The organism is Bartonella sp. W8122 (genome assembly GCF_016102485.1).
Taxonomy (GTDB): domain Bacteria; phylum Pseudomonadota; class Alphaproteobacteria; order Rhizobiales; family Rhizobiaceae; genus Bartonella; species Bartonella apihabitans.
The window spans coordinates 311,516-336,790 of record NZ_JACFOO010000001.1; the positions used below are offsets into that span (position 1 = coordinate 311,516).

General features: G+C 46.1%; 22 protein-coding genes. 7 read left to right on the forward strand and 15 right to left on the reverse strand.

What is annotated here, in order from left to right; all coding sequences use genetic code 11:
• Positions 1–97: 97 nt before the first annotated feature.
• Both H3S83_RS01485 and H3S83_RS01490 read right to left on the reverse strand, forming a co-directional pair.
• A complete protein-coding gene (locus tag H3S83_RS01485; RefSeq protein WP_188318361.1) occupies positions 98–547 on the reverse strand; it encodes a cyclic nucleotide-binding domain-containing protein in 450 nt (149 codons plus the stop codon).
• A 113-nt stretch (positions 548–660) separates the two neighbouring features.
• Positions 661–1,344, reverse strand: a complete 684-nt coding sequence (locus H3S83_RS01490) for a response regulator transcription factor (RefSeq protein WP_077969668.1) — start codon at positions 1,342–1,344, stop codon at positions 661–663.
• 73 nt (positions 1,345–1,417) lie between these two features.
• On the opposite strand from H3S83_RS01490, the gene H3S83_RS01495 reads away from it, so the two are divergent.
• Positions 1,418–2,032: a L,D-transpeptidase gene (locus H3S83_RS01495; protein ID WP_198238715.1), complete on the forward strand. Its 615-nt coding sequence runs from the start codon at positions 1,418–1,420 to the stop codon at positions 2,030–2,032.
• A 599-nt stretch (positions 2,033–2,631) separates the two neighbouring features.
• On the opposite strand, the gene H3S83_RS01500 is transcribed toward H3S83_RS01495, so the two are convergent.
• The 3 genes from H3S83_RS01500 to H3S83_RS01510 form a co-directional block, all read right to left on the reverse strand.
• The gene (locus tag H3S83_RS01500; RefSeq protein ID WP_078038771.1) at positions 2,632–3,591 is read right to left on the reverse strand and encodes an acetyl-CoA carboxylase carboxyltransferase subunit alpha; all 960 of its coding nucleotides are present in this window, start codon (positions 3,589–3,591) and stop codon (positions 2,632–2,634) included.
• 80 nt (positions 3,592–3,671) lie between these two features.
• On the reverse strand, positions 3,672–4,610 hold the full coding sequence (locus H3S83_RS01505; RefSeq protein ID WP_198238716.1) for a site-specific tyrosine recombinase XerD: 939 nt from the start codon (positions 4,608–4,610) through the stop codon (positions 3,672–3,674).
• Positions 4,607–5,011 (reverse strand): hypothetical protein, encoded by a 405-nt coding sequence (locus H3S83_RS01510; protein ID WP_198238717.1) that lies wholly within the window; start codon positions 5,009–5,011, stop codon positions 4,607–4,609. Before H3S83_RS01510 ends, H3S83_RS01505 begins: the two co-directional genes overlap by 4 nt.
• Positions 5,012–5,145: 134 nt before the next feature.
• Between H3S83_RS01510 and H3S83_RS01515 the strand changes: the two genes are divergently transcribed.
• From H3S83_RS01515 to H3S83_RS01525, 3 genes are all read left to right on the forward strand, one after another.
• A complete protein-coding gene (locus H3S83_RS01515; RefSeq protein WP_225867935.1) occupies positions 5,146–5,715 on the forward strand; it encodes a shikimate kinase in 570 nt (189 codons plus the stop codon).
• Between the two features lie 13 nt (positions 5,716–5,728).
• Positions 5,729–6,844: a 3-dehydroquinate synthase gene (aroB, locus tag H3S83_RS01520; protein ID WP_198238718.1), complete on the forward strand. Its 1,116-nt coding sequence runs from the start codon at positions 5,729–5,731 to the stop codon at positions 6,842–6,844.
• Between the two features lie 1,197 nt (positions 6,845–8,041).
• A complete protein-coding gene (locus tag H3S83_RS01525; RefSeq protein ID WP_198238719.1) occupies positions 8,042–9,409 on the forward strand; it encodes a serine hydrolase in 1,368 nt (455 codons plus the stop codon).
• Between the two features lie 453 nt (positions 9,410–9,862).
• On the opposite strand, the gene grpE is transcribed toward H3S83_RS01525, so the two are convergent.
• From grpE to hrcA, 6 genes are all read right to left on the reverse strand, one after another.
• Positions 9,863–10,549 (reverse strand): nucleotide exchange factor GrpE, encoded by a 687-nt coding sequence (gene grpE, locus H3S83_RS01530; RefSeq protein WP_198238720.1) that lies wholly within the window; start codon positions 10,547–10,549, stop codon positions 9,863–9,865.
• Positions 10,550–10,700: 151 nt separating this feature from the next.
• Positions 10,701–11,654, reverse strand: a complete 954-nt coding sequence (gene hemC / locus H3S83_RS01535; RefSeq protein WP_198238721.1) for a hydroxymethylbilane synthase — start codon at positions 11,652–11,654, stop codon at positions 10,701–10,703.
• A gap of 255 nt (positions 11,655–11,909) precedes the next feature.
• Positions 11,910–12,677: an ABC transporter permease gene (locus tag H3S83_RS01540; protein WP_198238722.1), complete on the reverse strand. Its 768-nt coding sequence runs from the start codon at positions 12,675–12,677 to the stop codon at positions 11,910–11,912.
• A 65-nt stretch (positions 12,678–12,742) separates the two neighbouring features.
• Positions 12,743–13,528 (reverse strand): ABC transporter ATP-binding protein, encoded by a 786-nt coding sequence (locus H3S83_RS01545; RefSeq protein WP_210327905.1) that lies wholly within the window; start codon positions 13,526–13,528, stop codon positions 12,743–12,745.
• A gap of 47 nt (positions 13,529–13,575) precedes the next feature.
• Positions 13,576–14,646: an ABC transporter substrate-binding protein gene (locus H3S83_RS01550; protein ID WP_198238723.1), complete on the reverse strand. Its 1,071-nt coding sequence runs from the start codon at positions 14,644–14,646 to the stop codon at positions 13,576–13,578.
• Positions 14,647–14,816: 170 nt separating this feature from the next.
• Positions 14,817–15,887, reverse strand: a complete 1,071-nt coding sequence (hrcA, locus tag H3S83_RS01555; protein WP_078040279.1) for a heat-inducible transcriptional repressor HrcA — start codon at positions 15,885–15,887, stop codon at positions 14,817–14,819.
• A gap of 107 nt (positions 15,888–15,994) precedes the next feature.
• Here hrcA and rph point away from each other — a divergent pair, with 107 nt between their 5' ends.
• From rph to hemW, 3 genes are read left to right on the forward strand one after another with little or no spacing between them, the layout of a single operon-like run.
• Positions 15,995–16,714 (forward strand): ribonuclease PH, encoded by a 720-nt coding sequence (rph, locus tag H3S83_RS01560; RefSeq protein ID WP_075869534.1) that lies wholly within the window; start codon positions 15,995–15,997, stop codon positions 16,712–16,714.
• A 14-nt stretch (positions 16,715–16,728) separates the two neighbouring features.
• Positions 16,729–17,373, forward strand: coding sequence for an RdgB/HAM1 family non-canonical purine NTP pyrophosphatase (rdgB, locus tag H3S83_RS01565; protein ID WP_198238724.1), 645 nt, complete (start codon positions 16,729–16,731; stop codon positions 17,371–17,373).
• Entirely contained in the window at positions 17,373–18,533 is a 1,161-nt protein-coding gene (gene hemW / locus H3S83_RS01570; protein WP_198238725.1) for a radical SAM family heme chaperone HemW, read from the forward strand. The genes rdgB and hemW overlap by 1 nt, the downstream gene beginning before the upstream one ends.
• Positions 18,534–19,132: 599 nt before the next feature.
• Here hemW and mce read toward each other — a convergent pair.
• From mce to H3S83_RS01590, 4 genes are read right to left on the reverse strand one after another with little or no spacing between them, the layout of a single operon-like run.
• A complete protein-coding gene (gene mce / locus H3S83_RS01575) occupies positions 19,133–19,540 on the reverse strand; it encodes a methylmalonyl-CoA epimerase (protein WP_198214320.1) in 408 nt (135 codons plus the stop codon).
• Between the two features lie 43 nt (positions 19,541–19,583).
• Entirely contained in the window at positions 19,584–21,722 is a 2,139-nt protein-coding gene (scpA, locus tag H3S83_RS01580; RefSeq protein WP_198238726.1) for a methylmalonyl-CoA mutase, read from the reverse strand.
• A gap of 2 nt (positions 21,723–21,724) precedes the next feature.
• Positions 21,725–23,731 carry an acetyl/propionyl/methylcrotonyl-CoA carboxylase subunit alpha gene (locus H3S83_RS01585; RefSeq protein ID WP_198238727.1) on the reverse strand — a complete coding sequence of 669 codons (2,007 nt, stop codon included), beginning with the start codon at positions 23,729–23,731 and terminating at the stop codon, positions 21,725–21,727.
• A gap of 8 nt (positions 23,732–23,739) precedes the next feature.
• A complete protein-coding gene (locus tag H3S83_RS01590) occupies positions 23,740–25,272 on the reverse strand; it encodes an acyl-CoA carboxylase subunit beta (RefSeq protein WP_198232435.1) in 1,533 nt (510 codons plus the stop codon).
• Positions 25,273–25,275: the final 3 nt, after the last annotated feature.

A 25,275-nucleotide genomic window follows, 5' to 3' on the forward strand; every position in this document is an offset into this window, starting at 1 on the left:
CTTTAAAAGGTGCGTCGCTTTCCAAATTTGTTGGTATTTCCCGTTTCACAACCATGTTGCGTCCGGTCTTTTCTGGCTCGAAAAGCGGGTTTTAGCCCTATTTCAGTTCGGGCATCCGGTTGATATTGTTGGCAAGCTCGTGAATCCGTTCGTTCACATAGTCATAAATATAACGGGTAATGTCAGGAAACTCCTTGATTAACCGGAGGAATACTGTGCGTTCGATTTCCAAAACTTTTGAATTGGATTGTGCGATCGCTGTAAACGGACGATTGATCTCGGTTACCAAAGCAAGCTCGTTGATGAGCGCATTTCGGTTGATGATGTCGATCGGTTGTCCGGAATTGTTGTTTTGCCGGTAAAGATTGACAGTTCCTGAAAGAACGACATAGGCACTTTCGGCAAGTTCGCCTTCTTTGAAAATCATTTCCCCCGAGGCAAATTCCTGTCGCTCGGCTCCGAATATCAACAAGCGCAGTTGTTCCGGTGTCATTTTGTTGAAAAAGTCGAACTTTTTCAATAAAATAATGTCATCATTAATTGCCACCGAAAACTCCCGACTTTCATAAATTGGCCTTTTATTGCGGCCAATCCATTTCATGAGATTTCTTTGGAGCGTAAGCTTAGGTGAATAAACTGTTTGACAGTATTCACCAATGTTTACGGATTCAATCTATAGCCACCGCTATCGGTTATCAAGATTTGCGCATTGGCGGGATCTTTCTCGATTTTTTGGCGGAGGCGATAAACGTGAGTTTCCAAAGTATGGGTTGTTACCCCTGAATTATAACCCCAAACTTCCTCCAGCAAAGTATCCCGGCTTACAACACTGTCTCCTGCACGATAAAGGAATTTTATGATGGCGGCTTCTTTTTCGGTCAAGCGGATCTTGCTACCCTTTTCGTCAATAAGCAATTTTTGTCCGGGCTTGAATGTATAAGGCCCTACCTGGAAGGTTGCATCTTCGCTCTGTTCATGTTGGCGCAATTGTGCACGGATACGAGCCAGCAAAACAGCAAATCTGAACGGCTTTGTTACATAGTCATTGGCACCGGCTTCAAGACCGAGAATCGTATCCGAATCGGTATCATGACCCGTTAACATGATGATCGGTGCGCGGAATCCCTCCTGACGCAATTTCTTTACAGCTTCACGGCCATCAAGATCGGGTAGACCGATATCCATAATAATAAGATCTACATTTTCGTTTCTGGCGGTTTCAAGACCTTTTGCAGCCGTACTTTCCTGAAGAACATTGAATTCTTCATGCATTTGTAGTTGCTCTACCAGAATAGAGCGCAGATCCTCGTCATCATCTACAATCAAAAGGGTGCGATCGGTCATTTTCTGTCCTTATAAAAAACGCTATCGGGCGTTATGTAATAATTGCAGTCACAATCACGAAAAACTGAACATCATGCAAGTGCCTTTAATCAGAAATCCGTTAAAAACACCAAAAATTGTTTCGTTTATCGCTGTGCGCAAGAAATGCGGTACAACAACAAAAGGAATTTTGGCAATCGGCCAATATCGTTTTTTGTGCGCCTTGGGCAGAAACGGTTTTTCAGCCCGAAAACGCGAAGGTGACGGGGCAACACCCATTGCTGTTATGCCAATTCTTGGCGGTTTTCGAAAGAATAGTTTCCGTAGTCTACCACATCATCCGTTAATGCTCCAACGTGTAAAATCATCTGATGGATGGTGCGATCAGCCATGGGATGCCAATTATAACCGTCCGGTAAAGTTGCCTTACAGAAATAGCGCTGAAAAACTTTGTCGCAGAGATGAGCTTTATGACATGGTATTGATACCGGATTGGAATATCCGTTGCAGAATTCAAAACAATGGCAGTGCCATTTTTTTTCATCTGGCAAGGCCGGGGTTTGCTCCGACAGAGGGGTGTATTGCTGTCTCGCGGCGCACAATGGAGCGAATCCTGCCTTTTATATCGCGCAAAACAAAAATAATGACATTGGGAACCATAACGAGATCAAAACCTGCAAGTGTACGCGCGAGAAGTCGCAAACGATAATATTCGTTGCTTGATTTGGGCAAGAGCTCCCTCTCCGTTATTGGCCGCGATATTTGACCAGAATGATGTGACCGGCCCTTTCTGTTCATTTCACAATCCACATTGGAAAGTAACAATAATTTCGGTGAGATTGAGTGACCAATTCGCAAGATTATTATAGATATTTTGGATAAGTCTATTTTTGAATCGGAAATTCAAAAGATAAATGAATATTCAAAATAGAGTAAATTCCTGAAAATTCTTAGTGCATTTTCGCGTATAAAATAGGTGAGTGAGAAAACTAGTCTATGAAAATACTAATGTTGAATTATCGATATTTTATAGATAAAATTCATCAATAAAATTGATATTTTACATGACAATTTTTCTATCGGGAAAACAGAATTGAACAGAATGCTGGAGTCACACTCTGCCGGTTCAGTAATCGGATATCTTTGAAAACAAATCACCCTCTGGATAAAGTGCTGGTCAGGAAGCTCCCACCCCGATGTTTTCACGTGAAACACAAGAACAATAATCCTCAATCGGGATTATAAGGGATAGATGTCGGCTTATCCGACGTAGAAATAGTCGCTTCGATTATTACAGGCTAATTAATATTATTTGGCAAGCGAGCGGCCAATTTCCAGATATTTATCCCAGCGTTCTCTTTTCAGAGTGTCACCATCTTTTTCGGCCATGCCCTTCAATGCCGCTTCGATTACCTGACCGGCTGCGTCAATGGCTTCTTTCTTATTGCGGTGTGCACCGCCCAGAGGTTCAGGAATAATACCGTCAATAATTTTCAATTTATAGAGATCTTGAGCGGTAATGTGCATAGATGTCGCTGCATCTTTTGCCCGTGTAGCATCGCGCCACAAAATGGAAGCCGCTCCTTCGGGAGAGATAACAGAATAGATTGCGTGTTCAAGCATATAAACTTTGTTGGCAGCCGCAATTGCAATAGCACCGCCAGAACCGCCTTCGCCAATAATTACAGAAACGACAGGCACTTTTAACCGCAAGGTTTCTGCTGTTGATTGGGCAATAGCTTCAGCTTGTCCGCGTTCTTCTGCACTTACTCCCGGATAGGCACCGGCGGTATCGACAAGGGTAATAACAGGAAGCGAAAAACGATCGGCCAATTCCATGATGCGCACAGCCTTGCGGTAGCCTTCCGGACGGGCAGAGCCGAAATTGTAGCGCAATCTCGATTGGGTGTCGTAACCTTTTTCTTGTCCGAGATAAGCTATTGCCTGACCATTGAAACGGGCAAAACCTGCTTGAATTGCTTCATCTTCGCCATATTTCCGGTCACCGGCCAGAGGTGTCACATCGGTAAAGAGTTCTTTTGAATAATCCAGAAAATGCGGCCTATCCGGATGGCGCGCAACTTGCGCCTTTTGCCAGGGCGTAAGTTTTTTATAAAGATCACGCAAGGCCGCTTGTGAGCGTTCTTCAAGACGGGATATTTCATCCCCCATATCGACGCTACCTTTTTCCTGGGCTATTTTCTTCAGTTCGAAGATTTGCCCTTCCAGATCAGCAACCGGCTTTTCGAAATCAAGATAATTATACATCGGCTCCAACTTTTTATGATACCATTTTTGTGGTTTGTTTTAAGCTTTAACGGTGTCTTATAAATAACATAACATTTTCTTTACTCTGCATGAGAGCGCTCGGCAAGCGGGTGATGCTCATTTACAAGACTTTGCAGCTTTTCTTCAAGAACGTGGGTATAGATTTGTGTCGTAGATATATCCGAATGTCCCAGCAATTGTTGGACAACACGCAAATCGGCACCATGCTGCAACAAATGGCTGGCAAAAGCATGGCGGATAACATGTGGCGAAATATTATGGGCATTGATTCCGGCATCTATCGCAAGGATTTTAAGTTCACGCGCAACAACTTGTCGCGCAATATAACCCTGTTCGCTATGGGCAGGAAAAAGATAGGGACTGTTGCTATCCGTTGATTTATCCCGCAATTCAAGCCATTTCCTGATTGCTTCTTTGGCTTTTCCGGACAAGGGCACCATTCGTTCTTTTGACCCTTTACCGCGGATCAAAATAAAATCCGGCGCACCGCGAACAATCCGGACCGGCATAGTGACAAGCTCGCTGATACGTAAACCTGTCGCGTAAAGCAGTTCGACAATGGTATGAAGCCGCATCACTTTTTTATGCTCGGCTGCAGTGAAATCGGCACGTTGAGCATTTTTTTCAGCAAGATCACGCAGAGTGTCCACCTGTTTTTCGCTGATAATCTTTGGCAAATTCGGGTGTTTGCGCGGGGATAGAAGGTCGCCTGAAGGGTCGTCATTGCGTAAACCTTCTGCGTAGAGAAACTGGAAAAACTGACGCAATGTCGACAAACGCCTTGCTTGGGAGGTAGCAGCAAAACCGTCTTTTTGCATGGATGCCAATATTTTTGCAAGTTGGTACCTGCCTGTATCGATAAGAGACGTTCCCGCTCCTGCCAGTTCTTCATTAGCCCATAAAAGATCGCGTCGATAGGCTTCGAGTGTATTTTTCGAGGCGCCACGTTCGGCGCTCATCATTTCAAGAAAATTGTCGATTGTTGCAGAGAGGTTCATTTATTATCCATCTTGGTATTTGAAGGCGCGGACATGTCATGAGTTTCCGGACGGGAAGGCGAATTTCCGGTAGTCTGCCGAGTATTCCGGAGATTAACACCATGTGTACTCTTGTCCGTTACCTCATTCGGCTTTGTGTTGGCCTCTTTGCTATCCTGGTCACCGGACAAGTGCCTTTTGTTTTCCTGATCAGTTGTGTTTTCCTCGCCATTTGCGGGATTTTGACTGCCTGAAACTTGAGACAGTGCCGAGCGATCACGCAAATGCAGATTTTCCGGTTGAATTTCGATTGTTATATCGGTGGTTACCGGTTTTACGATATAAACAAGTCCGACCATTGCAGCATAAACGAGTGCAACCAGAATGGCAAAAGCGATGAATAAACGAGTAAGAGTGGGCATACCAGCGCAAAATTATCCAAAATTGAAAAAGTTTTAAACACTATCATGCCTTATAAAGATTAACAGGGATTGACTTATTCCGAGATAAATGTCGAAACGAAATTATGAAAAGCAGATTTTCAAAAACTGGTCCAATGGCAAAAACCGCGCATCGACTGTTGTCTCATCTCGATGGTCGCTCGCTTGTTCTTGTCGGGCTCATGGGCGCGGGTAAATCCACAATTGGCAAACGTGTTGCGACCATGTTGGAGCTTCCTTTTCACGATGCGGATTACGAGATCGAGCAAGCAGCACGTATGACAATACCGGAATTGTTCGAAAGTTATGGCGAGCCTGCTTTTCGGGATCTCGAACGGCGGGTGATTCTCCGTTTGCTGAAAGAGGGGCCCATGGTGCTGGCTACCGGTGGCGGAGCCTATATGAACGGGGAGACACGTAAAGCCATTGCCGAGAAGGGTATTTCTATCTGGCTTCACGCCGAGCTTGACGTATTGATGGAGCGGGTATCGCACCGTCAAAATCGCCCCTTATTGCAAAGACCTGATCCGCGTGCCTTTATGGAAAAATTGATGGCGGAGCGTTATCCCGTCTATGCTTTATCAGACATTCGTGTAAGCAGTCGGAAGACGCGTCGTGACGTGGTTGCCCGTTCTGTTATACGCTCTGTCGAAAGTTATCTTTCAAAACCCGAAAAACCGCAATAAAAGGCAGCTAAAAATGGAAAATCAGACAGTTCAAGTAACACTGGGGAAACGTAGTTACGATATTCTGATAGGCCCCGGTCTGGTTGTCTCGGCAGGTCACGAGATTGCCCGCCGTTTTCCGGGAATACGTGTTGTTGTTGTGACAGATGAAAATGTTGCAGCACTGCATTTGGGAATGTTGACACAAAGTTTGCGTGATGGCGGAATTGATGTGGTTCCGGTAGTGGTTAAAGCCGGTGAAAAATCGAAATGTTTCGAAACACTGCAAAATGTAACAAATGATATTCTTGATAATCGTCTGGAGCGTGGCGATTTTGTTATTGCGTTCGGCGGTGGTGTTGTTGGTGATCTTGCAGGATTTGCTGCCGGAATAGTGCGCCGTGGAATGAATTTTATCCAGATTCCAACGTCCCTTCTGGCGCAGGTTGATTCGTCGGTGGGTGGCAAAACCGGTATCGACACACGTCAGGGAAAAAATCTGATTGGTGTATTTTATCAGCCGAAACTTGTCATTGCCGATACCGAGATTCTCGACACTCTCCCCGAACGGGAATTCAGAGCCGGTTATGCCGAAGTTGCCAAATACGGATTGATCAATCAACCGGACTTTTTTTCGTGGCTTGAAAAAAATTGGCAAAAGATTTTTCTCGGGGGGCACGAACGGATCGAGGCGATAGCCCGCTCCTGTCGTTCAAAAGCCGAAGTGGTCGCCCATGATGAACATGAGGCGGGAGAACGTGCATTATTGAATTTGGGGCACACTTTCGGTCATGCCTTGGAAACGGTTACAAATTATGATTCGAATCGCCTTGTCCATGGAGAAGGGGTCTCTATCGGCATGGTTCTCGCACACCAGTTTTCAAATTATCTGGGACTTTGTCCTGCCGATGTTGCAACGCGGGTGGAAACCCATTTGAGTTCTGTCGGTCTTCCTGTGGCTTTGCAGGATGTTCCGGGCGGCGTGCCGGATGCCGCAACATTGATGAAAATTATTGCTCAGGACAAGAAGGTCGAACATGGCAGTCTGACCTTTATATTAACACGCGGGTTGGGCCAGTCATTCATTGCCAAAAATGTGCCGCCGGAAAAAGTATTGGCATTTCTTAAACAGAAACTTGGCGAAAAATGATTGATCGGAGCGGCTATATTGTTTAATGCTTCCACTGCGATGAAGTCTGCGTAGCTCAGCAGGATAGAGCACAGGATTCCTGAAACATTGAAATTGGGCGCCTCTCAAGGAAACTTTTGAAGCGGATCTGCTCAAAGTCGGGGAACGCTTATGACTTTTCAAAGTCATTGCCAATCCCGAGCCAAGCCCTCAAAAAGGGAAGGTGTAGAGACTGGACGGGCAGCACCTTACGGGTTAAGCCGATGGTGAAGGGACAGTCCAGACCACAAACGGTCATAGCGTGTTGACCGGCGGCGAAAGTCGAAGTGGTATGAATCCTGGGGTCGTGGGTTCGAATCCCACCGCGGACACCATCGTCATGATATTATAAAATTATTGTTTATACGAATTATCCGGAAATTTTTCCCCTTCTTTTTCCCATCTTGAAATCCGGAACACATAGCGGCAATCGCCTCTATTGCAGAGACTAAGATACAGTTATCTCAAGGATAAATTGTTGAAGGCCATTTCCTTCACAGAAGGTAAAATTTTGTTCCGATTATGAGGATTATCTCGTTTGATAGAAAATCGTTCCTTTTATGAAGAATAAATGAAAATAAGGCTTCTTCGCTTTATCTTTTAAAATATTTCCTTTTGATCACCTGCAACAAAAACCTTAATTGCCATTATGTACATAAAACAAATTGTCTATTTTTTTGAACTACGGGAAGTTTCAATATCGAATTTCAATATCTTTTATAGGCGTTCGTTTTCCGAAATCATGGTTTGAAAGCATATAATAAGGTTTATAGGCTCTATTTTTGGAAATTTTTATCAAATTGAAACTATGACATAGATCGGAAAGGTGAAATTTTAATAATTTCCTATCCGAAAAAACGATTTTTAGATAATAGTCATAAAAAATAGAATATTAATAAAAAATAAATAAGTATAATTTTCTTAAAATAATAAAAAATAAATTTTTGAGGGTTATTGCGTTATACGCGTGTAACGCAATGACAGAACGCTCAGGTTGATTATCATCTTGAATCCTGTATAACTGGTTTTAGGGGTTATGAACGTTTCAACGTTATTTACTGAAAATTAACGTTGTTACATGGCAAGCTATTAACGTTGTCATTCATATGCCGCATGATGTAACCGGTTTTGTTGTTTGCGTATATTTTTGTATTGCTTCATTTCAGGCAGGGAAGACTGATGCGTTTTTTTAAGGTTTTACGGTTTTCGGTCGCGGTACTTATTGCAGTTGCGAGTGTTCTATTTTTTGCGCTGGCGCCGGTGCAGGCCAAGTCCAATGCGGTTGAACTTCCGGCAATTGTTGTCGATGCGAATACCGGCAATGTCTTGTTTGCAAACCGTGCTGATGAAATACGCCCGCCTGCATCAATCACCAAAGTAATGACGCTTTATCTCGTTTTTGATGCAATACAAAGCGGCCGTCTGAATTGGAATACCGAAATGCCCGTCTCCCGACATGCAGCCAGCAAACCGAGGATGAAGCTCGGTATGCCTGCCGGTTCAAAGCTTTCGGTCCGTGATGCGGTCAATTCCATGATTGTTCTTTCAGCCAATGATGCGGCTGTTGTCGTGGCTGAATATCTTGGCGGGAGCGAAGAGAATTTCGCCCGTGTTATGACCTTGAAGGCAAGAAGCCTCGGTATGCGCAATACCACTTTCAAAAATCCGAACGGGCTTCCTGCACAGGGGCATGTTTCGACAGCCCGTGATATTGCTTTGATGTCGATTGCCATGCGTGAACATTTTCCGCAATATTATCATCTCTTCAGCCAACGTGAATTCAGTTACCGCGGTCAGGTCTATAAAGGCCACAACCGTGTTCTTGACAGGATTGACGGAGCAGACGGGTTGAAAACCGGCTTTACCGGTCTTGCCGGTTTTACCATTACCACCACAATTGCCAAGGACGGCAAAAAACTGGTTATTGTTGTTCTTGGTGGAACGTCGGGTCGCCAGCGTGACGATGTCGTTGTCTTGTTAGCCAATGCTTATATGGATAGTGCAAGCCGCTCGACCAAAAAACGTATTTTTGCCCAATGGAGTGTGGCGCAATCAGCCTGGCGTGGTCAGCCCCAACCGGCAATTGCGCAATCGGGTAAAAGAAACGCGGAAGTCGTAACTGCTTCTGTTAATTCACGTGGTAATCGGGCGGTCGAACCTGCAAAAACAGTTACTGAAACACGGTCTACTATATCCATTCCGGTCAAAAAAACTGTTAAAATGGAAACCGCTCCGACAACCATGGCTTATGCCGATGAAGGCAAAAAGACTGTTACCGATATTTTGAAAAATGAAATTCAGCTAAGCTACATTGTACAGGTAGCAGCACTACCGGATAAAGCTTCTGCCGACGGATTTTTGAAAACGATACAAAAGTCTTTGAAAGATTCGAAAGTCGCTTCGCTTGGACATGTCGAACCAGCCAAAATTGATGGCAAACAAGTCTATCGGGTGCGCTTTGGTTCATTCGGTAGCGAAAGTGAAGCAAATGCTGCATGTGGCAAGATAACAGCGCAAGCATATTCCTGTTTTGTTGTCGCAAACTGAACACAGCTTCCGTCCTGCTGGGTAGAAAACAAAATCGCATTGTAGTTTGCGTGTGTCCTGCGTCTAACCGGCTATTATGACACCGGTTATTATGACATTTGTCATTGTTGCAGCAGTTTTTCTCACGTGTAAAACGGGTTGCGACTGCGCTACTATGAACACATGTGCCTTGAAACCGTCAAGACTTCGGGCTTTTCTGTCGTCAATCAAAATTCGCGAAGATTCGAACCAATTGATGTGGTGAGAGGAAAGCGGACTTTCACATCAATATTTTATCGGGTTAAATATTGCGACTTCCCCCGACGTGTGAAATCGTCGCCGGATTTTTAAGCGGAAGGATTAGCCGGAATGACCTATAAAAAAGGCGGGGAAAGCCCGCCTTTTTAGAAGTAAAATGTGAATTAGGAGAAATTCTTGACTTCTATTATCGATTTTGATTGAACAAAAACCGGTTCATTCCGGCTTTTTCTCGTTCTGCGGTTCGGTTTTTGCCGTTGCTTCTTTTGGTCCGCCCTTGGAAACACCAACCATTGCGGGACGTAGTACACGGTCTCCGATAACATAGCCGGCCTGAACAACCTGTTGAACAGTGTTGTTTGGAACATCGGCATTCGGAATTTCAAACATTGCCTGATGAAAATTCGGGTCGAATTTTTGCCCTTCAGGTTCGATTTTTTTAACGCCATTGCGCTCCAGAGCAGCCATCATGGCGCGTTCTGTCATTTCCACGCCTTCTGCCAAAGCATTGAGCCCTGTATCCTTCTCGCGTGCGCCGTCGGGGATCGCCTGCAAAGCGCGGTTGAGATTGTCCGAAACCTGAAGCATATCACGTGCAAAATTGGCAACGGAATAAGCTCTCGCATCGGCAACATCACGAGCCGTACGGCGGCGTAAATTTTCCATTTCGGCAGCAAGGCGCAAAACCTGGTCTTTCAGCTCGTCATTTTCGGCTTGCATGGCTGCAACCGGATCAGCACCTTCATCGGCAACCTGATCATCTTCGACTTCGGCTTTCGCTTCTTCCTTGCGCTGTTTCAAAAAATCATCGGCTGCGCGTTTCAACGCATCTCTGTCAGCCGGATTCTTAATGTCGCGGTTATTGATATCACTTTCAGCAGATTTCTTTTTTTCCTCAGACATAGGATTCCTACTTTTCGATAATAGTTGTTAAAGTCGATATCGAAATTTTAGCGAGAAAAATCAAGAGGCAAACCGCAAAAGGGACGCTTAAATAGGTTCGCCTCCCTGCTTTTAACCGATAAATGATAACCGGATGGAAATTTCACGCAATTCAAGCTTTTAGCAGGCTTTCAACCTTTTTTTTATTGCTATTGACTGTGCAGGCTCGAAGCAACTCGCCAGCTCCCTTATCAAGGAGCCGTTCTGCCAGAACCTTGCCCATTTCTTCCACGCCATAAGTACAAGTTGCCGCGTAATCGACAATCTGCTTCAAACCGTCAACGCCCGTTACAGTGGCTTTCATGTAAAGCATTGTGTTCTTCCATGTCGAGCAAACACCCACAGGCAAGTTGCATCCGGCATTGAGATATTTCATCAATGACCGTTCTGCATCGGTTTCGGCACGCGATTTCTTGCATTCAATCGCTTTGAGAAGCCGCAAAATATCTCTGTCGCCTTGACGGCATTCTATGCCGAGCGCCCCTTGGGCAACGGCATAAGGAAACATTTGCGGATTGAGACATTCCATGCTGTCTTCAAAAAGACCAAGCCGTTTCAATCCCGCAGCCGCAAGAATTGTCGCATCAATGCCGTTTTTATCAACAGCGCGGCGCAATCTCGGCGGTACATTGCCACGAACCGGCACAATTTCGATATCCGGAAAAAATGATCTGAGCTGGGCGGCACGACGAATGGAACCGGTGCCGATTTTGTGATGATTGCCGCGAATATCGTCAAATTTCAAGCCGCATAGAACATCACGCGGGTCTTCGCGCTTTGGCACAGAGGCAAGAACAAGTCCCTCCGGCTGAACAGTCGGTAGGTCTTTTAAAGAATGGACAACAACATCGACTTCACGGTTCAACAGAGCTTCTTCACCACTTTTGGTGAAAACCCCGACATTGCCAATATCCTGAAAACTCGTGTGCTTATCTTTGTCACCTACACAGCCAAGCAAAACAGTTTCGACTGTTAATGTAGGATCAAGCTCCCGCAAAAGCTTAGCCACACTTTCCGCTTGCACGCGCGCTAACGCACTTTTCCGTGTTCCAAGCCTTATCCGCATAACTCTAAGCCTATTCCATAAATTCCAATAATCAAACTCTACACTCTTTAGAGCGTTTCTAAGAGTATCTAACTCAACTTGCGCATAAAAGAAAGTTCTCTTCGCTTAAATTGTGTTTCGGAGTGCCATTTTCAAATTTTAAGGCAATTTTTCCTTAAAATGTCGGGAAAAGGAACAAATAATTCTCTTTCTCGCGCGGCAATTATAACGTTTTTTTGAAGCGATATGTTGCAGGGCGAATACGGAAATTCCGAATTATCTTTGTCCATCCCAGAAAATGATTCTGTGTTTTGCAAAACCGACCATCAAATGCATGATAACGCCAATAAGTGCCAGAATGACAAGAATGGCAAATTGACCGGCAATGTTGAACTGCTCGTTGAATTGCATAAGCATTTTGCCCAAGCCCTTTTGGGCACCGACAAATTCGGCAACAATTGCGCCAATCAGGGCAAAGATAATGCCAAGGCCGAGACCGGCAAAAACAAAAGGCAGGGAAGCCGGCAATTTTACTTTCAGCAAAATCTGTATTTCGTTGGCACCGAATGCCTTGAGCATCTGGATTTCTTCCCGTCCTGCCGATTGTAAACCGGCAATCACGTTGATAAGCATCGGGAAAAACGAAATAAGTGCGGCCATAACAATTTTTGATGTAATGCCGTAGCCGAACCATTGCAGAAAAATCGGTGCAAGGGCAACGGTCGGTATCGTCTGGAAAGCGATAATATAGGGCAAAAACGCAAGCTGGAAAACGCGAACTTGCGAAATAGCAACGCCAAGAATTGCCGCAAGCACTATGCCGCAAATATAGCCGAGCAAAACTTCAGCCATGGTAACACCGAGATTATCCCAGAAAAGAGTCGACCTTATCAGCCGGACAAGCTGGTAGAAGATGAGACTGGGCGGTGGCAAAAGATAGGTAGGAACCTGCCATAGCCGGACCGATGTTTCCCAGAAGCCGACAACAAGAATAAAAACAACAACAACAAGCAATGCTTGAAGTGTTTTTTCATTTTTAAACATTGCCAGCCTTTCTGCGGTTTTGCCGATTTCTCAATCACAGGATTTGATGGATATGCAACAGCAGTTCAACAATTCATACTAAAATTTTTAAAATGCTGTCTTATTTGACCTAAAATTTTTCCGACCTTTTTATCAGTCAATTCCTGAAGCTCGCGCGGACGGGGCAGTATGACATCGACAATTTCTTCAATATGGCCGGGGCGCGGGCTCATCACCACCACTTTGTCGGCAAGAAATACCGCTTCGGGAATGGAATGGGTGACAAAAAGGACAGTTTTTTTGCTTTCAAGCCAGATATTTTGCAATTCGCCATTTAAAACTTCGCGGGTCATTGCATCAAGCGCCCCGAATGGCTCATCCATAAGCAGAACTTTCGGGTCACGAATAAGTGCACGGCAAATTCCCGCACGTTGTCGCATTCCGCCTGAAAGCTCGGTCGGCAATTTGTTTTCAAATCCTTTAAGTCCCACCGTTTCCATGAGCATCAAAGCACGGTCATGGTATTCTCTTTTGTCAAGATGCATCAATTCGACCGGCAAGAGGATGTTTTGCAGGATTGTACGCCACGGAAGCAGTGTAGGGTCCTGAAAAACAAATCCCACTTCCGGCGAAGGACGGGTAACGGCAACGCCGTTAAGCATTACATCACCGACAAAATTGTCCACAAGACCGGCAAGGATTTTAAGTAACGTTGTTTTGCCGCATCCGGATGGCCCCACAAGTGCAACAAAAGCGCCTTCGGCAATTTCCAGATTGACATTTTTCAATGCATCAATCGTGCCGTCTTTTTTGCTTATATAGCTTTTGTGCAATCCCTTGATAGTGATAAGGGGCTTTTTGATAGACGGCATAGACGTTTTCTCAATCCTTCAGAACGACAGCCTTCGCTTTAAACGGGTTAGTCCTTTTTAACAATTGTCTTGATATCGAAATTATAAATTTCCGGCATCAAGGAATTGCTCCAGACATCCTTTACATGAAGCAGGCGTTCGGTTGAACCTGTTTGATGCGCAAAAGACAAAACTGCTTGCCAGCGTTCATCAGGAATATCAAGCCATTTTCCCCAGCTTGCCGGATCCGGTTTGTCAGCCGGTGTCGAATCGGCAAGTGCTATGGCCATAGCTTCGGCCGTATTTTTGGCATCTTGTCCGGTCGGATTATCAGAACCTCCGAGTTCTGGGAATTCTTTAAAAGCAAGTTTCAAGGCGCTATCGGGATAAAGTTTGGTGTAGATCATGCCTTTATAGGCAGCGCGTGCAAAAGCTGAAAGTTCATGCGGCTTTTCATCGAATATCTTCTGGCTTGTGACCATAGTAACACTGAAAAGGCGGTTCATTTCTTCAGGACGTTGCAAAAGATCGAATTCGACGCCGTTCTGACGCATAACGGTAAAACTATCCGAATAGCTGTCAACTGCGTCGATATCCTTCGCATTGAGCGCGGCTGCCGCGCGCGCACCTGCACCAACGGGTACAATCGTAACGTCACTTTCTTTCAAGCCGGCAATTTTCAAATTCGCCCGTAAATCGGCATAAGAAGCCGAAGCGAGGCTAATTACGCCCACCCGTTTCCCTTTAAGATCGGCAATGGATTTGATAGTGGAGCCTTTCGGAACACCAATAAAATAAGGCCATCTGACCGTTATTCCGGCAAATGCCTTGAGTGGCACGCCTTTGTCGACAGCGGCTGCAATATTGGCAGACGATGCATAGGCAATATCGGCCGAACCGGATGCAACTGCCTGAAGAGCTGCTGTGGAGCCATCGGTAAAGAGCAATGTCGGATTGATATTTTCTTCCTCAAAATAGCCGAGTTGTTTGGGTATGGCATAGGTAAATGTCTCTTCCGCCGGCGTTGTTGTACTGCGGGCGAGCGCTAGAACAAAATGCACAGGTTCGGCAAATCCGGATATAGCGAAAAATAAAAACGCATTGAGTAGTACAACGGCATGGATGAAAGCGGCTTTCATGGGATGCTCTCCTTTGTACTTTCCGTAAAACAAATGCAGCCCATAAAACAGATGTGACTTGCGGAAAGGAACGGACAATGACAGGGCCTATCCGGAAAGTATCCCATCTCTAGCCGATAAGTGCAATAGAGGGTAAGGTTTTACGACATTTAGCGGCGTTTGATTTACATCTATTTGAGAAGTCGCGAGACAAGTTGGGCAGTATAGTCGACCATCGGAACAATACGGGCATAATTCAAGCGGGTCGGTCCAATAACGCCGAGAGCACCAAGAACATGCTGGTTTGAATCGCAATATGGTGCGACGATCAGGGACGAGCCTGATAACGAAAACAGTTTGTTTTCAGAACCGATAAAAATACGAACGCCTGAACCTTCCTCGGCAAGGTCAAGAAGCTGCATCATGCTTTCACGTGTTTCAAGATCGTCAAAAAGATGGCGCAAACGTTCAATATCTTCTGCGGCTTTCACATCTTCCAGAAGGTTGCCGCGCCCGCGCACAATAAGCTGGGTTTTACGGCCCTGATCTTCGCCGCCCCAAACGGCAAGCCCCTGATCGACGAGATGTTGCGACAATTCATCAAGAGCAGCCTTGGTCTCTTCTCTCTGCCTCGAGATTTCGGCTTTGGCTTCACTTAAAGTACGCCCCTGAATATGCGCGTTCAGAAAATTGGTGGCTTCGCTCAATTGTGACAATGTTACCCCTTCGGGTAAATTGACAATGCGATTTTCCACGTCACCGTTTTGGGTTACGAGAACTGCCATGGCGCGCGATGAATCAAGACGCACAAATTCGATATGTTTGAGTGTTCCTTCATTTTTTGTCGACAACACCAGCCCGGCACCGCGTGACAAACCGGATAGAATTTGGCTTGCACCGGTCAAGAATTGTTCAACCGATTGGCTATGCCCTGCTTCTTCAACCTGTGTTTCTATGGCTTTGCGTTCATCTTCCGGAAGGTCTCCCACTTCAATAAAAGCATCTACAAAAAACCTCAAACCAGATTGTGTCGGCATACGACCGGCAGAAATATGGGGCGAGTAGATAAGCCCTAAATGTTCCAGATCGCTCATAATCGTGCGGATGGTTGCCGGCGAGAGGCTTTGTGGCAATTGTCGGGACAGATTGGCTGACCCGACAGGGTCCCCCTCGTTCAGATAGGTTTCGACAATACGCCTGAATATATCGCGGGATCTTTCGTCGAGACTTTTTAATTCATCCGGAATGGCGGCGTGTTTCATCATATTCCTTCAATGATAGAATTTCTTTCCTTCTATATAAGTTTTGCCAAAGACGGGTCAAATGGTCTAAAGATGCTTGAAACAATACTTCACGGAAAGGAAAATTTATGCGTCCGTCCAATCGTGCCAGCAACGAGATGCGCGCCGTTTCATTTGAACGTCATGTGAACAAACATGCCGAAGGGTCATGTCTGGTCAAGTTCGGTGATACCCATGTTTTATGTACCGCAAGCCTTGAAGAACGTGTCCCCAACTGGATGCGCAATTCCGGTAAAGGATGGGTTACAGCCGAATATGGTATGTTGCCCCGTTCAACCGGTGAAAGAATGCGCCGCGAGGCTGCTTCCGGCAAACAGGGTGGGCGCACCATGGAAATTCAGCGTTTGATCGGCCGTTCATTGCGTGCGGTTGTTGATTTGAAGGCGTTGGGCGAAATGCAGATTACGATTGACTGTGATGTCATTCAGGCAGACGGCGGAACCCGCACGGCATCGATTACCGGAGCATGGGTTGCTCTTTATGATTGTCTGGGCTTTATGGAAACGCGCCAGATGGTCTTGCGCAATAAAGTGCTGAAAGACCACGTTGCGGCAATTTCTTGTGGCATTTATCAGGGAACGCCGGTGCTTGATCTTGATTATGCAGAAGATTCCAATGCCGAAACCGATGCCAATTTCGTGATGACCGGTAAAGGTGGAATTGTTGAAATACAGGGAACCGCAGAAGGTGACCCGTTCAGTGAGGAGCAGTTTTCAACTTTGATGTCACTCGCTAAAGGCGGCATTCACGATTTGATTGAATTGCAGAAGAAAGTTATCGCAGCCTGAAAGGTGGATTATCGATGAGAAAGCTTGACGGGAAAAAACTGGTTGTTGCAACCCATAATTCCGGCAAACTCAGGGAAATAGCCGATCTTATTGGTCCGTTCGGGTTTGAAACCACATCGGCGGACGAATTGGGACTGGAAGAACCGGAAGAAACCGGCACGAAATTTGAAGAAAACGCCTATATCAAGGCTTTTTTTGCTGCCAAATCGACAGGGCTGCCGGCATTGTCGGACGATTCAGGACTTGAGGCAGATGCTCTTAACAAGGCACCCGGCGTTTATACTGCCGATTGGGCAATCCAGCCTGATGGACACCGCGATTTCGACAAAGCGATGAAAAAAGTTGAAGATGCATTGGAAAAGAAGGGTGCAACAACGCCAGATAAACGGCATGGCCGTTTTGTCTCGGTGCTTTGCCTTGCCTGGCCGGATGGACATGCGGAATATTTTCGCGGTGAAATCGAAGGGACTTTGGTCTGGCCTCCGCGTGGCAAAAAGGGTTTCGGTTTCGATCCTATTTTCCAGCCGGAAGGCTATGACAAAACATTCGGTGAAATGACGGCTGAAGAAAAACATGGTTGGAAGCCGGGCGACAAACATGCTTTGTCCCACCGCGCACGGGCTTTCAAGCAATTTGCCGAAGCGTTACTGGAAAACTGATGGACGAGCCTTTCGGTATTTACGTCCATTGGCCATTTTGTGCCGCCAAATGTCCTTATTGCGACTTTAATTCCTATGTCCGGTTAAAAGGCGTGGATGAAGACCGTTTTGCCAAAGCTTTTGCAAGAGAAATGGCAACGGTGCGTGAATGGACAGGAGCCCATAACGCGACGACTGTTTTTATCGGCGGTGGTACGCCATCGTTGATGTCGCCAAAAACAGTTGAATCATTGCTAAAAAGCATTGATCGTTATTGGCCGATTGTGGACAATGCCGAAATCACAATGGAAGCCAATCCTTCAAGCGTCGAGGCCGAGCGTTTTCATGGTTACCGTTCAGCCGGCGTCAACCGGCTTTCTTTGGGTGTCCAATCGTTAAACGATGAAGAATTAAAGCGCTTGGGGCGCATTCATAATGTAGAACAGGCACGTTTTGCTATTGGTCTTGCACGCGAGATTTTCCCGCGGCTTTCCTTTGACCTCATTTATGCGCGTCCCAACCAGACATTGAAATCATGGAAACATGAACTGGAAGAAGCAATTGATCTCGCAGCCGACCATCTTTCGCTTTATCAATTGACCATTGAAGAAGGGACGGGGTTTGACAGGCTCTATAAAGCCGGAAAACTCAAATTGCCGGAGGCGGATTTGAGTGCCGATCTTTATGATCTCACACAGGAAATAACCGAAAGTCACGGGCTTCCGGCTTATGAAATATCCAATCATGCAGCCGCCAATGCGCAGTCACAACATAATCTCATTTACTGGCGCTACCAGCAATATGTCGGCATTGGTCCGGGGGCGCATGGCAGGTTTCTTCCTGTTTCAAATGGTGATTTTCCGGATAGGCGATTGGTAACGATAACCGAAAAAATTCCCGAGCGCTGGTTGGAGCTCGTTGAAAAACAAGGCCACGGTATTGTTGAAGAAGAACATTTGACAAAAAGTGAACAGGCAGAAGAAATGGTCTTGATGGGCCTGCGCCTCACCGAGGGGCTTGATCTCGCCCGTTATGAAAAACTGGCGAATCGCGGATTGAACCAGAGCAAAGTTGCCGATCTTCAACAACAAGGCCTTGTAGAAATGGTGGGCAATAGCCGCATCCGTGCAACCAAAAAAGGTCGCGTGGTGCTGAATTATATTATCAGCGAACTCGCATAAGAAATTCTATCCGGTTTCTCGCTGTGTTCAGTTTCTATTCAAAGTTAAAGAGAAAAGATCAATTCTATAAAAATTGCTTTTGAATTCATAAAGAACAATTTTTATATTCAAAAACAGTCTGTGAAAGACGTAACCGCGCCAAGTTTGCCTTTATATTATTAGTCAAATATCCGCTTTATTGAGTTGCCAGTTTATGGAATTGAATGAGATAAAGTGAGGGAATGCTTGATCTCTCCGTTCAAGTCGTTTTCTCCGAGGGTTTAGCTATCTCGCCTTTTCGATAGTCAGCATCTTTCATGTGTTAGAAAGTTTCAAGACTTCACGTGTACCTGTCTCTTTTCTCGCGAATGAAACCAATGGAGAGAAGGTGGCTGCTTTTTTCACTTTTTAAGGATTTTTATGCAAAACCGGCTCCGGCTGGCGTCACAGTTATAATTTTTGAAAAGCACGCTTCCCTTTTTCACACTCACCCTTTTTCATGAAGGGGGCATGTGAAAAAACATAGAGCTATAGAGCAAGCTTTTGAATTTCTTTCAGACAATGCAAAAGGATTTTTGTGGCAGAAAATCTAAAGCGATGGATTTGGAAGCATTTTGGCCTTAAACTTCTTCAAGCTCTACCAATGTTCCATCAAAGTCTTTCGGATGGATGAACAGAACGGGTTTCCCATGTGCGCCGGTTTTAGGATTCCCGTCGCCAAGAATTCGAATGCCTTCGGCAACAAGTTGGTCGCGCATTTTTAGAATATCATCAACTTCAAAACAGATGTGATGGAGGCCACCTTTCGGATTTTTTTCAAGAAATTTTGCGATTGGTGAATTATTTCCCAATGGGCTCATCAGTTCGAGTTTTGTATTGGGCAGTTCAACGAAAACAATTCTGACGCCATGTTCAGGCAGGTCCTGAATAGGAGAAACATCATTGTTCACGGAACGATAAAGTTCGGCAGCCTGTTCGATATCCGGTACGGCGATTGCGACATGGTTCAGTCGGCCAAAGTGGTACACTGGAAAAACTCCCTATTGAGGAAAGCAATATAAACTGGTCTCATCAGATATTACGTAATTTCCCTTGTAAAAGATCAAGGATTTTGCTGGCTGCTTCGACCACATTGGTTCCGGGGCCAAAAACAGCAGCAACACCGTTTTCTTTCAGAAATTCGTAATCCTGTCGGGGCACAACGCCGCCACAGACTACGATAATCTTGGAATTGCGATTTTGCAACGCTTTGACAAGCTGCGGCAACAGGGTTTTATGGCCGGCTGCCAGCGAAGAAACACCGATGAGTTGAACCTTGTTTTCAATAGCCATTTCGGCTGCTTCTTCCGGTGTCTGGAATAGTGGTCCGGCAATGATTTCGAATCCCATATCGCCGAATGCCGAAGCAATGACTTTTGCTCCGCGATCGTGACCATCCTGTCCGAGTTTGGCAATCATGATGCGCGGGCGCTGGTCTGTTGTATTAATTATATCGCTCAAGCGCTGTTTTAATGTTTTATATTCGGGTTCGTTCGAGAATGCTTTGCCATATATGTTTTTGACCACAACAGGTTTTGCCGAATGGTCACCGAAAACTTTTCGCATTGCATCCGATATTTCACCGACGGTTGCGCGTGCCCGTGCAGCTTCCACTGCGGCTTCAAGCAGGTTACCCTTTCCGCTTCTGGCAATATTTTCCAGATTCTTCAATGTGTCAGTGACTTTCCGGCTATTGCGGGTTTGTTTGATCTTGTTCAGTCGAGCAATTTGTTGGGCTCGGACTTTTGTATTGTCAATTTCAAGGATATCGATTTTCTTTTCCTCATCGGAGCGGAATTTATTAACCCCGACGATAATCTCTTCTCCCTTGTCAACGGCCGCCTGACGGGCGGTTGCCGCTTCTTCAATGAGGCGTTTTGGCAAGCCGTCAATCACCGCTTTGGTCATGCCGCCCATGGCTTCTATCTTGTCAATGAGAGCGGATGCTTTGTCGACGAGTTCTTTGGTGAGCGTTTCGACATAATAGGAACCGGCGAGCGGGTCGATGACCTTGGTAAGGCCCATTTCGTTTTGCAAAATCAATTGTGTATTGCGGGCAATTCGTGCCGAAAATTCGGTAGGTAATGCAATCGCCTCGTCAAAAGAATTGGTATGAAGCGATTGTGTTCCACCCAAAACAGCAGCCAATGCTTCATAAGCGGTGCGCACAATATTGTTATACGGGTCCTGTTCTTGAAGAGAAACACCGGACGTCTGACAATGGGTGCGCAGCATCAGGGAAGATGCTTTTTTAGGTGAAAATTCATGCATAATGCGCGACCATAAAAAACGTGCCGCGCGTAATTTTGCCGCTTCCATGAAAAAATTCATGCCGATGGCAAAGAAAAATGAAAGTCGGCCGGCAAATTGGTCAACATCAAGCCCTTTTTTAAGGGCTGCACGCACATATTCTCGCCCGTCTGCAAGTGTGAAGGCCAGTTCCTGTACAAGCGTGGCTCCCGCTTCCTGCATATGATAACCGGAAATGGAAATTGAATTGAAGCGCGGCATTTCATTGGCGGTATATTCGATAATATCGGCAATGATGCGCATAGATGCTTCGGGCGGATAGATATAGGTATTGCGTACCATAAATTCTTTGAGAATATCATTCTGGATTGTTCCCGAAAGATCGCGTCTTGCAACGCCCTGTTCTTCGCCAGCAACAATAAAATTGGCAAGAATTGGTATGACAGCACCATTCATCGTCATCGAGACAGACATTTTATCAAGCGGAATACCGTCAAAGAGGATTTTCATATCTTCGACTGAATCGATCGCAACACCGGCTTTTCCTACGTCTCCCACAACACGCGGGTGATCGGAGTCATATCCGCGGTGTGTGGCAAGATCAAAAGCGACCGAAAGGCCTTTTTGCCCGCTCGCAAGGGCTTTTTTATAAAAGATATTCGATTCTTCGGCGGTAGAGAAACCGGCATATTGGCGGATTGTCCACGGCCTTCCGGTATACATTGTCGCTCTGGGGCCACGCAAAAACGGGTCCAGTCCCGGCAATGTGTCCAAAAGATCGTCGTGGGCGAGATCGTCTTTAGTATAAAGTGGTTTGACATCAATGCCCTCGGCGGTGTGCCAGACAAGTGTGTCGGGAGAAGCTTTAAGCTCCTTTTCAGCAAGTTTTTTCCACTCGCTCATATCTCCTTTTCCGGTCATGTCTATTCGAACTCCATAATGGTTTCGTCAACACCGAGACTTTGTCCGACTTTCACCGAAATCTTGCCAATTTTGCTTTTCTTTTCCGACCTCAGCATATTTTCCATTTTCATCGCTTCAACGATCGCAAGAGGTTGGCCGATTTCGACTTCATCGCCTTTTTTGACAAAAATCGCGGTAATGACGCCGGGCATCGGGCATAACAACATTTTGGATGTATCAGGCGGCAATTTTTTCGGCATGAGTGCTGCAAGGGCAGCAATATTGGGTTCCCTGACATGGGCAATTGCGTCAATACCACCGTGGCGCAACCTTATGGATGTTCCTTTGACGTCGACCTTCACAACCATGTTCGACCGGTCGGAAACAGAAAATTCGCAAATAGTCATGCCGGGTAGCCAATGGCTTTCAAGGGTAATCTGTTCTCCATCGGCAAATTCCAATTTGGATCCGGCGTGATCAACCTCAATAACCAAAGGAAAAGACTGGTCGAAGATCGACACGACCCATTCATTTTTTACGATACGCCGGTGGTTGTCGAGTGTGCCGGAAATCATAGCCGCCCGTTCTTGCAATTTAAAATTGATAAACGCGGCAATAGCTGCAAAGGAACGCGCTTCATCCGGCGTTGGCGAGACGCCATGAAAGCCATCCGGAAATTCTTCCGCAATATAGGCGGTGGTTAATTTGCCTTCCTGAAAGCGTTTTTGACGCATGACAGCCGAAAGAAATGGCAAATTGTTTCCGATGCCTTCAAGTTCGAAACTGTCGAGGGCTTCTTGCATGGCTTGAATCGCCATTTGGCGATTTTTCCCCCATGTAACGAGTTTCGAAATCATCGGGTCATAATAGATCGAGATTTCTCCCCCTTCATAAACGCCGCCATCGTTACGGATTTTCACTTCATTGTTGTCGTCGGTTGCAACAGGGGGATTATAACGTGTCAGTCTTCCGGTCGAGGGGAGGAAATTGCGATAGGGATCCTCGGCATAGAGCCGGCATTCCAATGCCCAACCATTCCGTTTGACATCATTTTGGGAAAGCGGCAAAGCTTCACCGTCGGCAATACGGATCATCAGTTCGACAAGATCAAGTCCGGTAATCATTTCGGTGACCGGATGTTCAACCTGCAAGCGGGTGTTCATTTCCAGAAAATAGAAATTCCGTTTGCCATCAACAATAAATTCCACCGTACCGGCGGAGTGATAATTGACAGCACGGGCGAGCGCAACCGCTTGTTCACCCATGGCTTTGCGGGTTTTTTCGTCAAGAAATGGTGAGGGAGCTTCTTCAATCACCTTCTGGTTGCGCCGCTGGATGGAACATTCTCTTTCATTGAGATAGATAATGTCACCATGCTTGTCGCCCATGATCTGGATTTCGATATGGCGCGGTTCACTCACAAATTTTTCGATAAAAATACGGTCGTCTCCGAAGGATGATTTGGCTTCATTCTTCGACGCCTGAAATCCTTCTCTTGCTTCTTCATCATTCCATGCAATGCGCATGCCTTTACCACCACCGCCGGCAGAGGCTTTGATCATGACCGGATAGCCGATTTCACGCGCGATTTTTACCGCATGATCGGCATCATCAATCAGCCCCATATGTCCGGGAACAGTTGAAACGCCGGCTCCCGCGGCCAATTTTTTGGAAGTAATCTTGTCACCCATAGCGCGCATGGCATTTGCCGGTGGCCCGATCAATATAATCCCTTCCTCTTCCAGACGATCGGCAAAAGCAGGATTTTCCGACAAAAAGCCATAGCCCGGATGGACCGCATCGGCATTGCTCTGTTTGACCGCAGCAATGATTTTTTCAATGTCGAGATAGGATTGGGATGAAGGCGAGGCGCCAATATGGATAGCCTCATCGGCTTGGCGTACATGAAGAGCATTGGCATCGGCATCCGAATAGACCGCAACCGTTTTGATGCCCATTTGTTTTGCTGTACGAATGACGCGACAAGCGATTTCGCCACGATTGGCAATCAGGATTTTTTTAATCATTTGAAGCCTCAAAGCGGGATAGTGTCATGTTTGCGATCACGATTTTCGACTTTTTTATTGCGAAGGGCAGCAAATGCCCGCGCCACTCTTTTGCGGGTGGAATGAGGCATGATCACTTCGTCAATAAAACCGCGCTCGGCAGCAATAAAAGGATTGGCAAAACGTTTTTCATATTCTTGCGTCAGGCGGGCAATCTCCTCTTTGTCATCAAGATGTGACCGGTGGAGAATTTCAGTGGCCCCTTTTGCCCCCATGACAGCAATTTCCGCCGTTGGCCATGCATAGTTGATATCGGCACCAATGTGTTTTGATGCCATCACATCATAGGCGCCGCCATAGGCTTTCCTGGTAATGACCGTCACCATCGGAACGGTCGCCTCGCTATAGGCAAAGAGCAATTTCGAGCCGTGAATGATAACGCCGTTATATTCCTGCGAAGTGCCGGGCAGGAATCCGGGAACATCGACAAGTGTCAGGATCGGAATGTTGAAAGCGTCACAGAAGCGTACAAAACGTGCACCCTTGCGGGCAGTGTCAATATCAAGACAGCCTGCAAGCACCATTGGCTGGTTTGCAACGACACCGATTGTGCGTCCTTCGATACGGATAAAGCCGGTTATCAGATTTTTTGCAAAATTCTCTTTGATTTCGAAAAATGAGCCCTCATCGGCAACACTTAAAATAAGCTCTTTCATGTCGTAGGGCTTTGTGGATGAATCGGGAATGAGCGTATCAAGCTTCATATCGAGCCGTTCGGTATCATCGTAAAAAGGCCGCACGGGCGGCTTTTCTTTGCTGTTTAACGGCAGATAGTCGAAAAGCAGCCTGATATTTTCCAATGCTTCGATATCATTTTCAAAAGCCCCGTCAGCAACAGAAGACTTTTTTGTGTGGGTTGTTGCGCCACCCAATTCTTCGGCAGTGACAATTTCATTGGTAACAGTTTTGACCACATCGGGGCCGGTGACAAACATATAGGATGAGTCACGAACCATAAAAATAAAATCGGTCATTGCCGGTGAATAGACGGCGCCACCGGCACAAGGCCCCATGATAACGGAAATTTGTGGTATCACGCCTGAAGCTTCGACATTCCGACGGAAAACTTCGGCATAACCGGCAAGCGAGGCAACACCTTCCTGAATGCGGGCACCACCGGAATCATTAAGGCCGATAACCGGCGCACCATTGCGCGCGGCCATATCCATGATTTTGCAAATTTTTTGTGCATGCGTTTCAGAGAGCGAACCGCCAAGAACGGTAAAATCCTGAGAAAAAACGTAAACCTGTCGGCCGTTGATTGTTCCCCAGCCGGTAACCACGCCATCGCCCGCGTATTTTTGCTCTTCCATGCCGAAGTCGGTACACCGGTGATTGACGAACATGTCATATTCTTCAAAAGAACCGGCATCAAGAAGAACGTCTATGCGTTCGCGCGCTGTGAGTTTACCTTTTTTATGTTGAGCTTCTATACGACGCTCGCCGCCGCCAAGGCGGGCACTCTGGCGTCGTTCTTCCAATTGTTGCAATGTTGCAAGCATTGT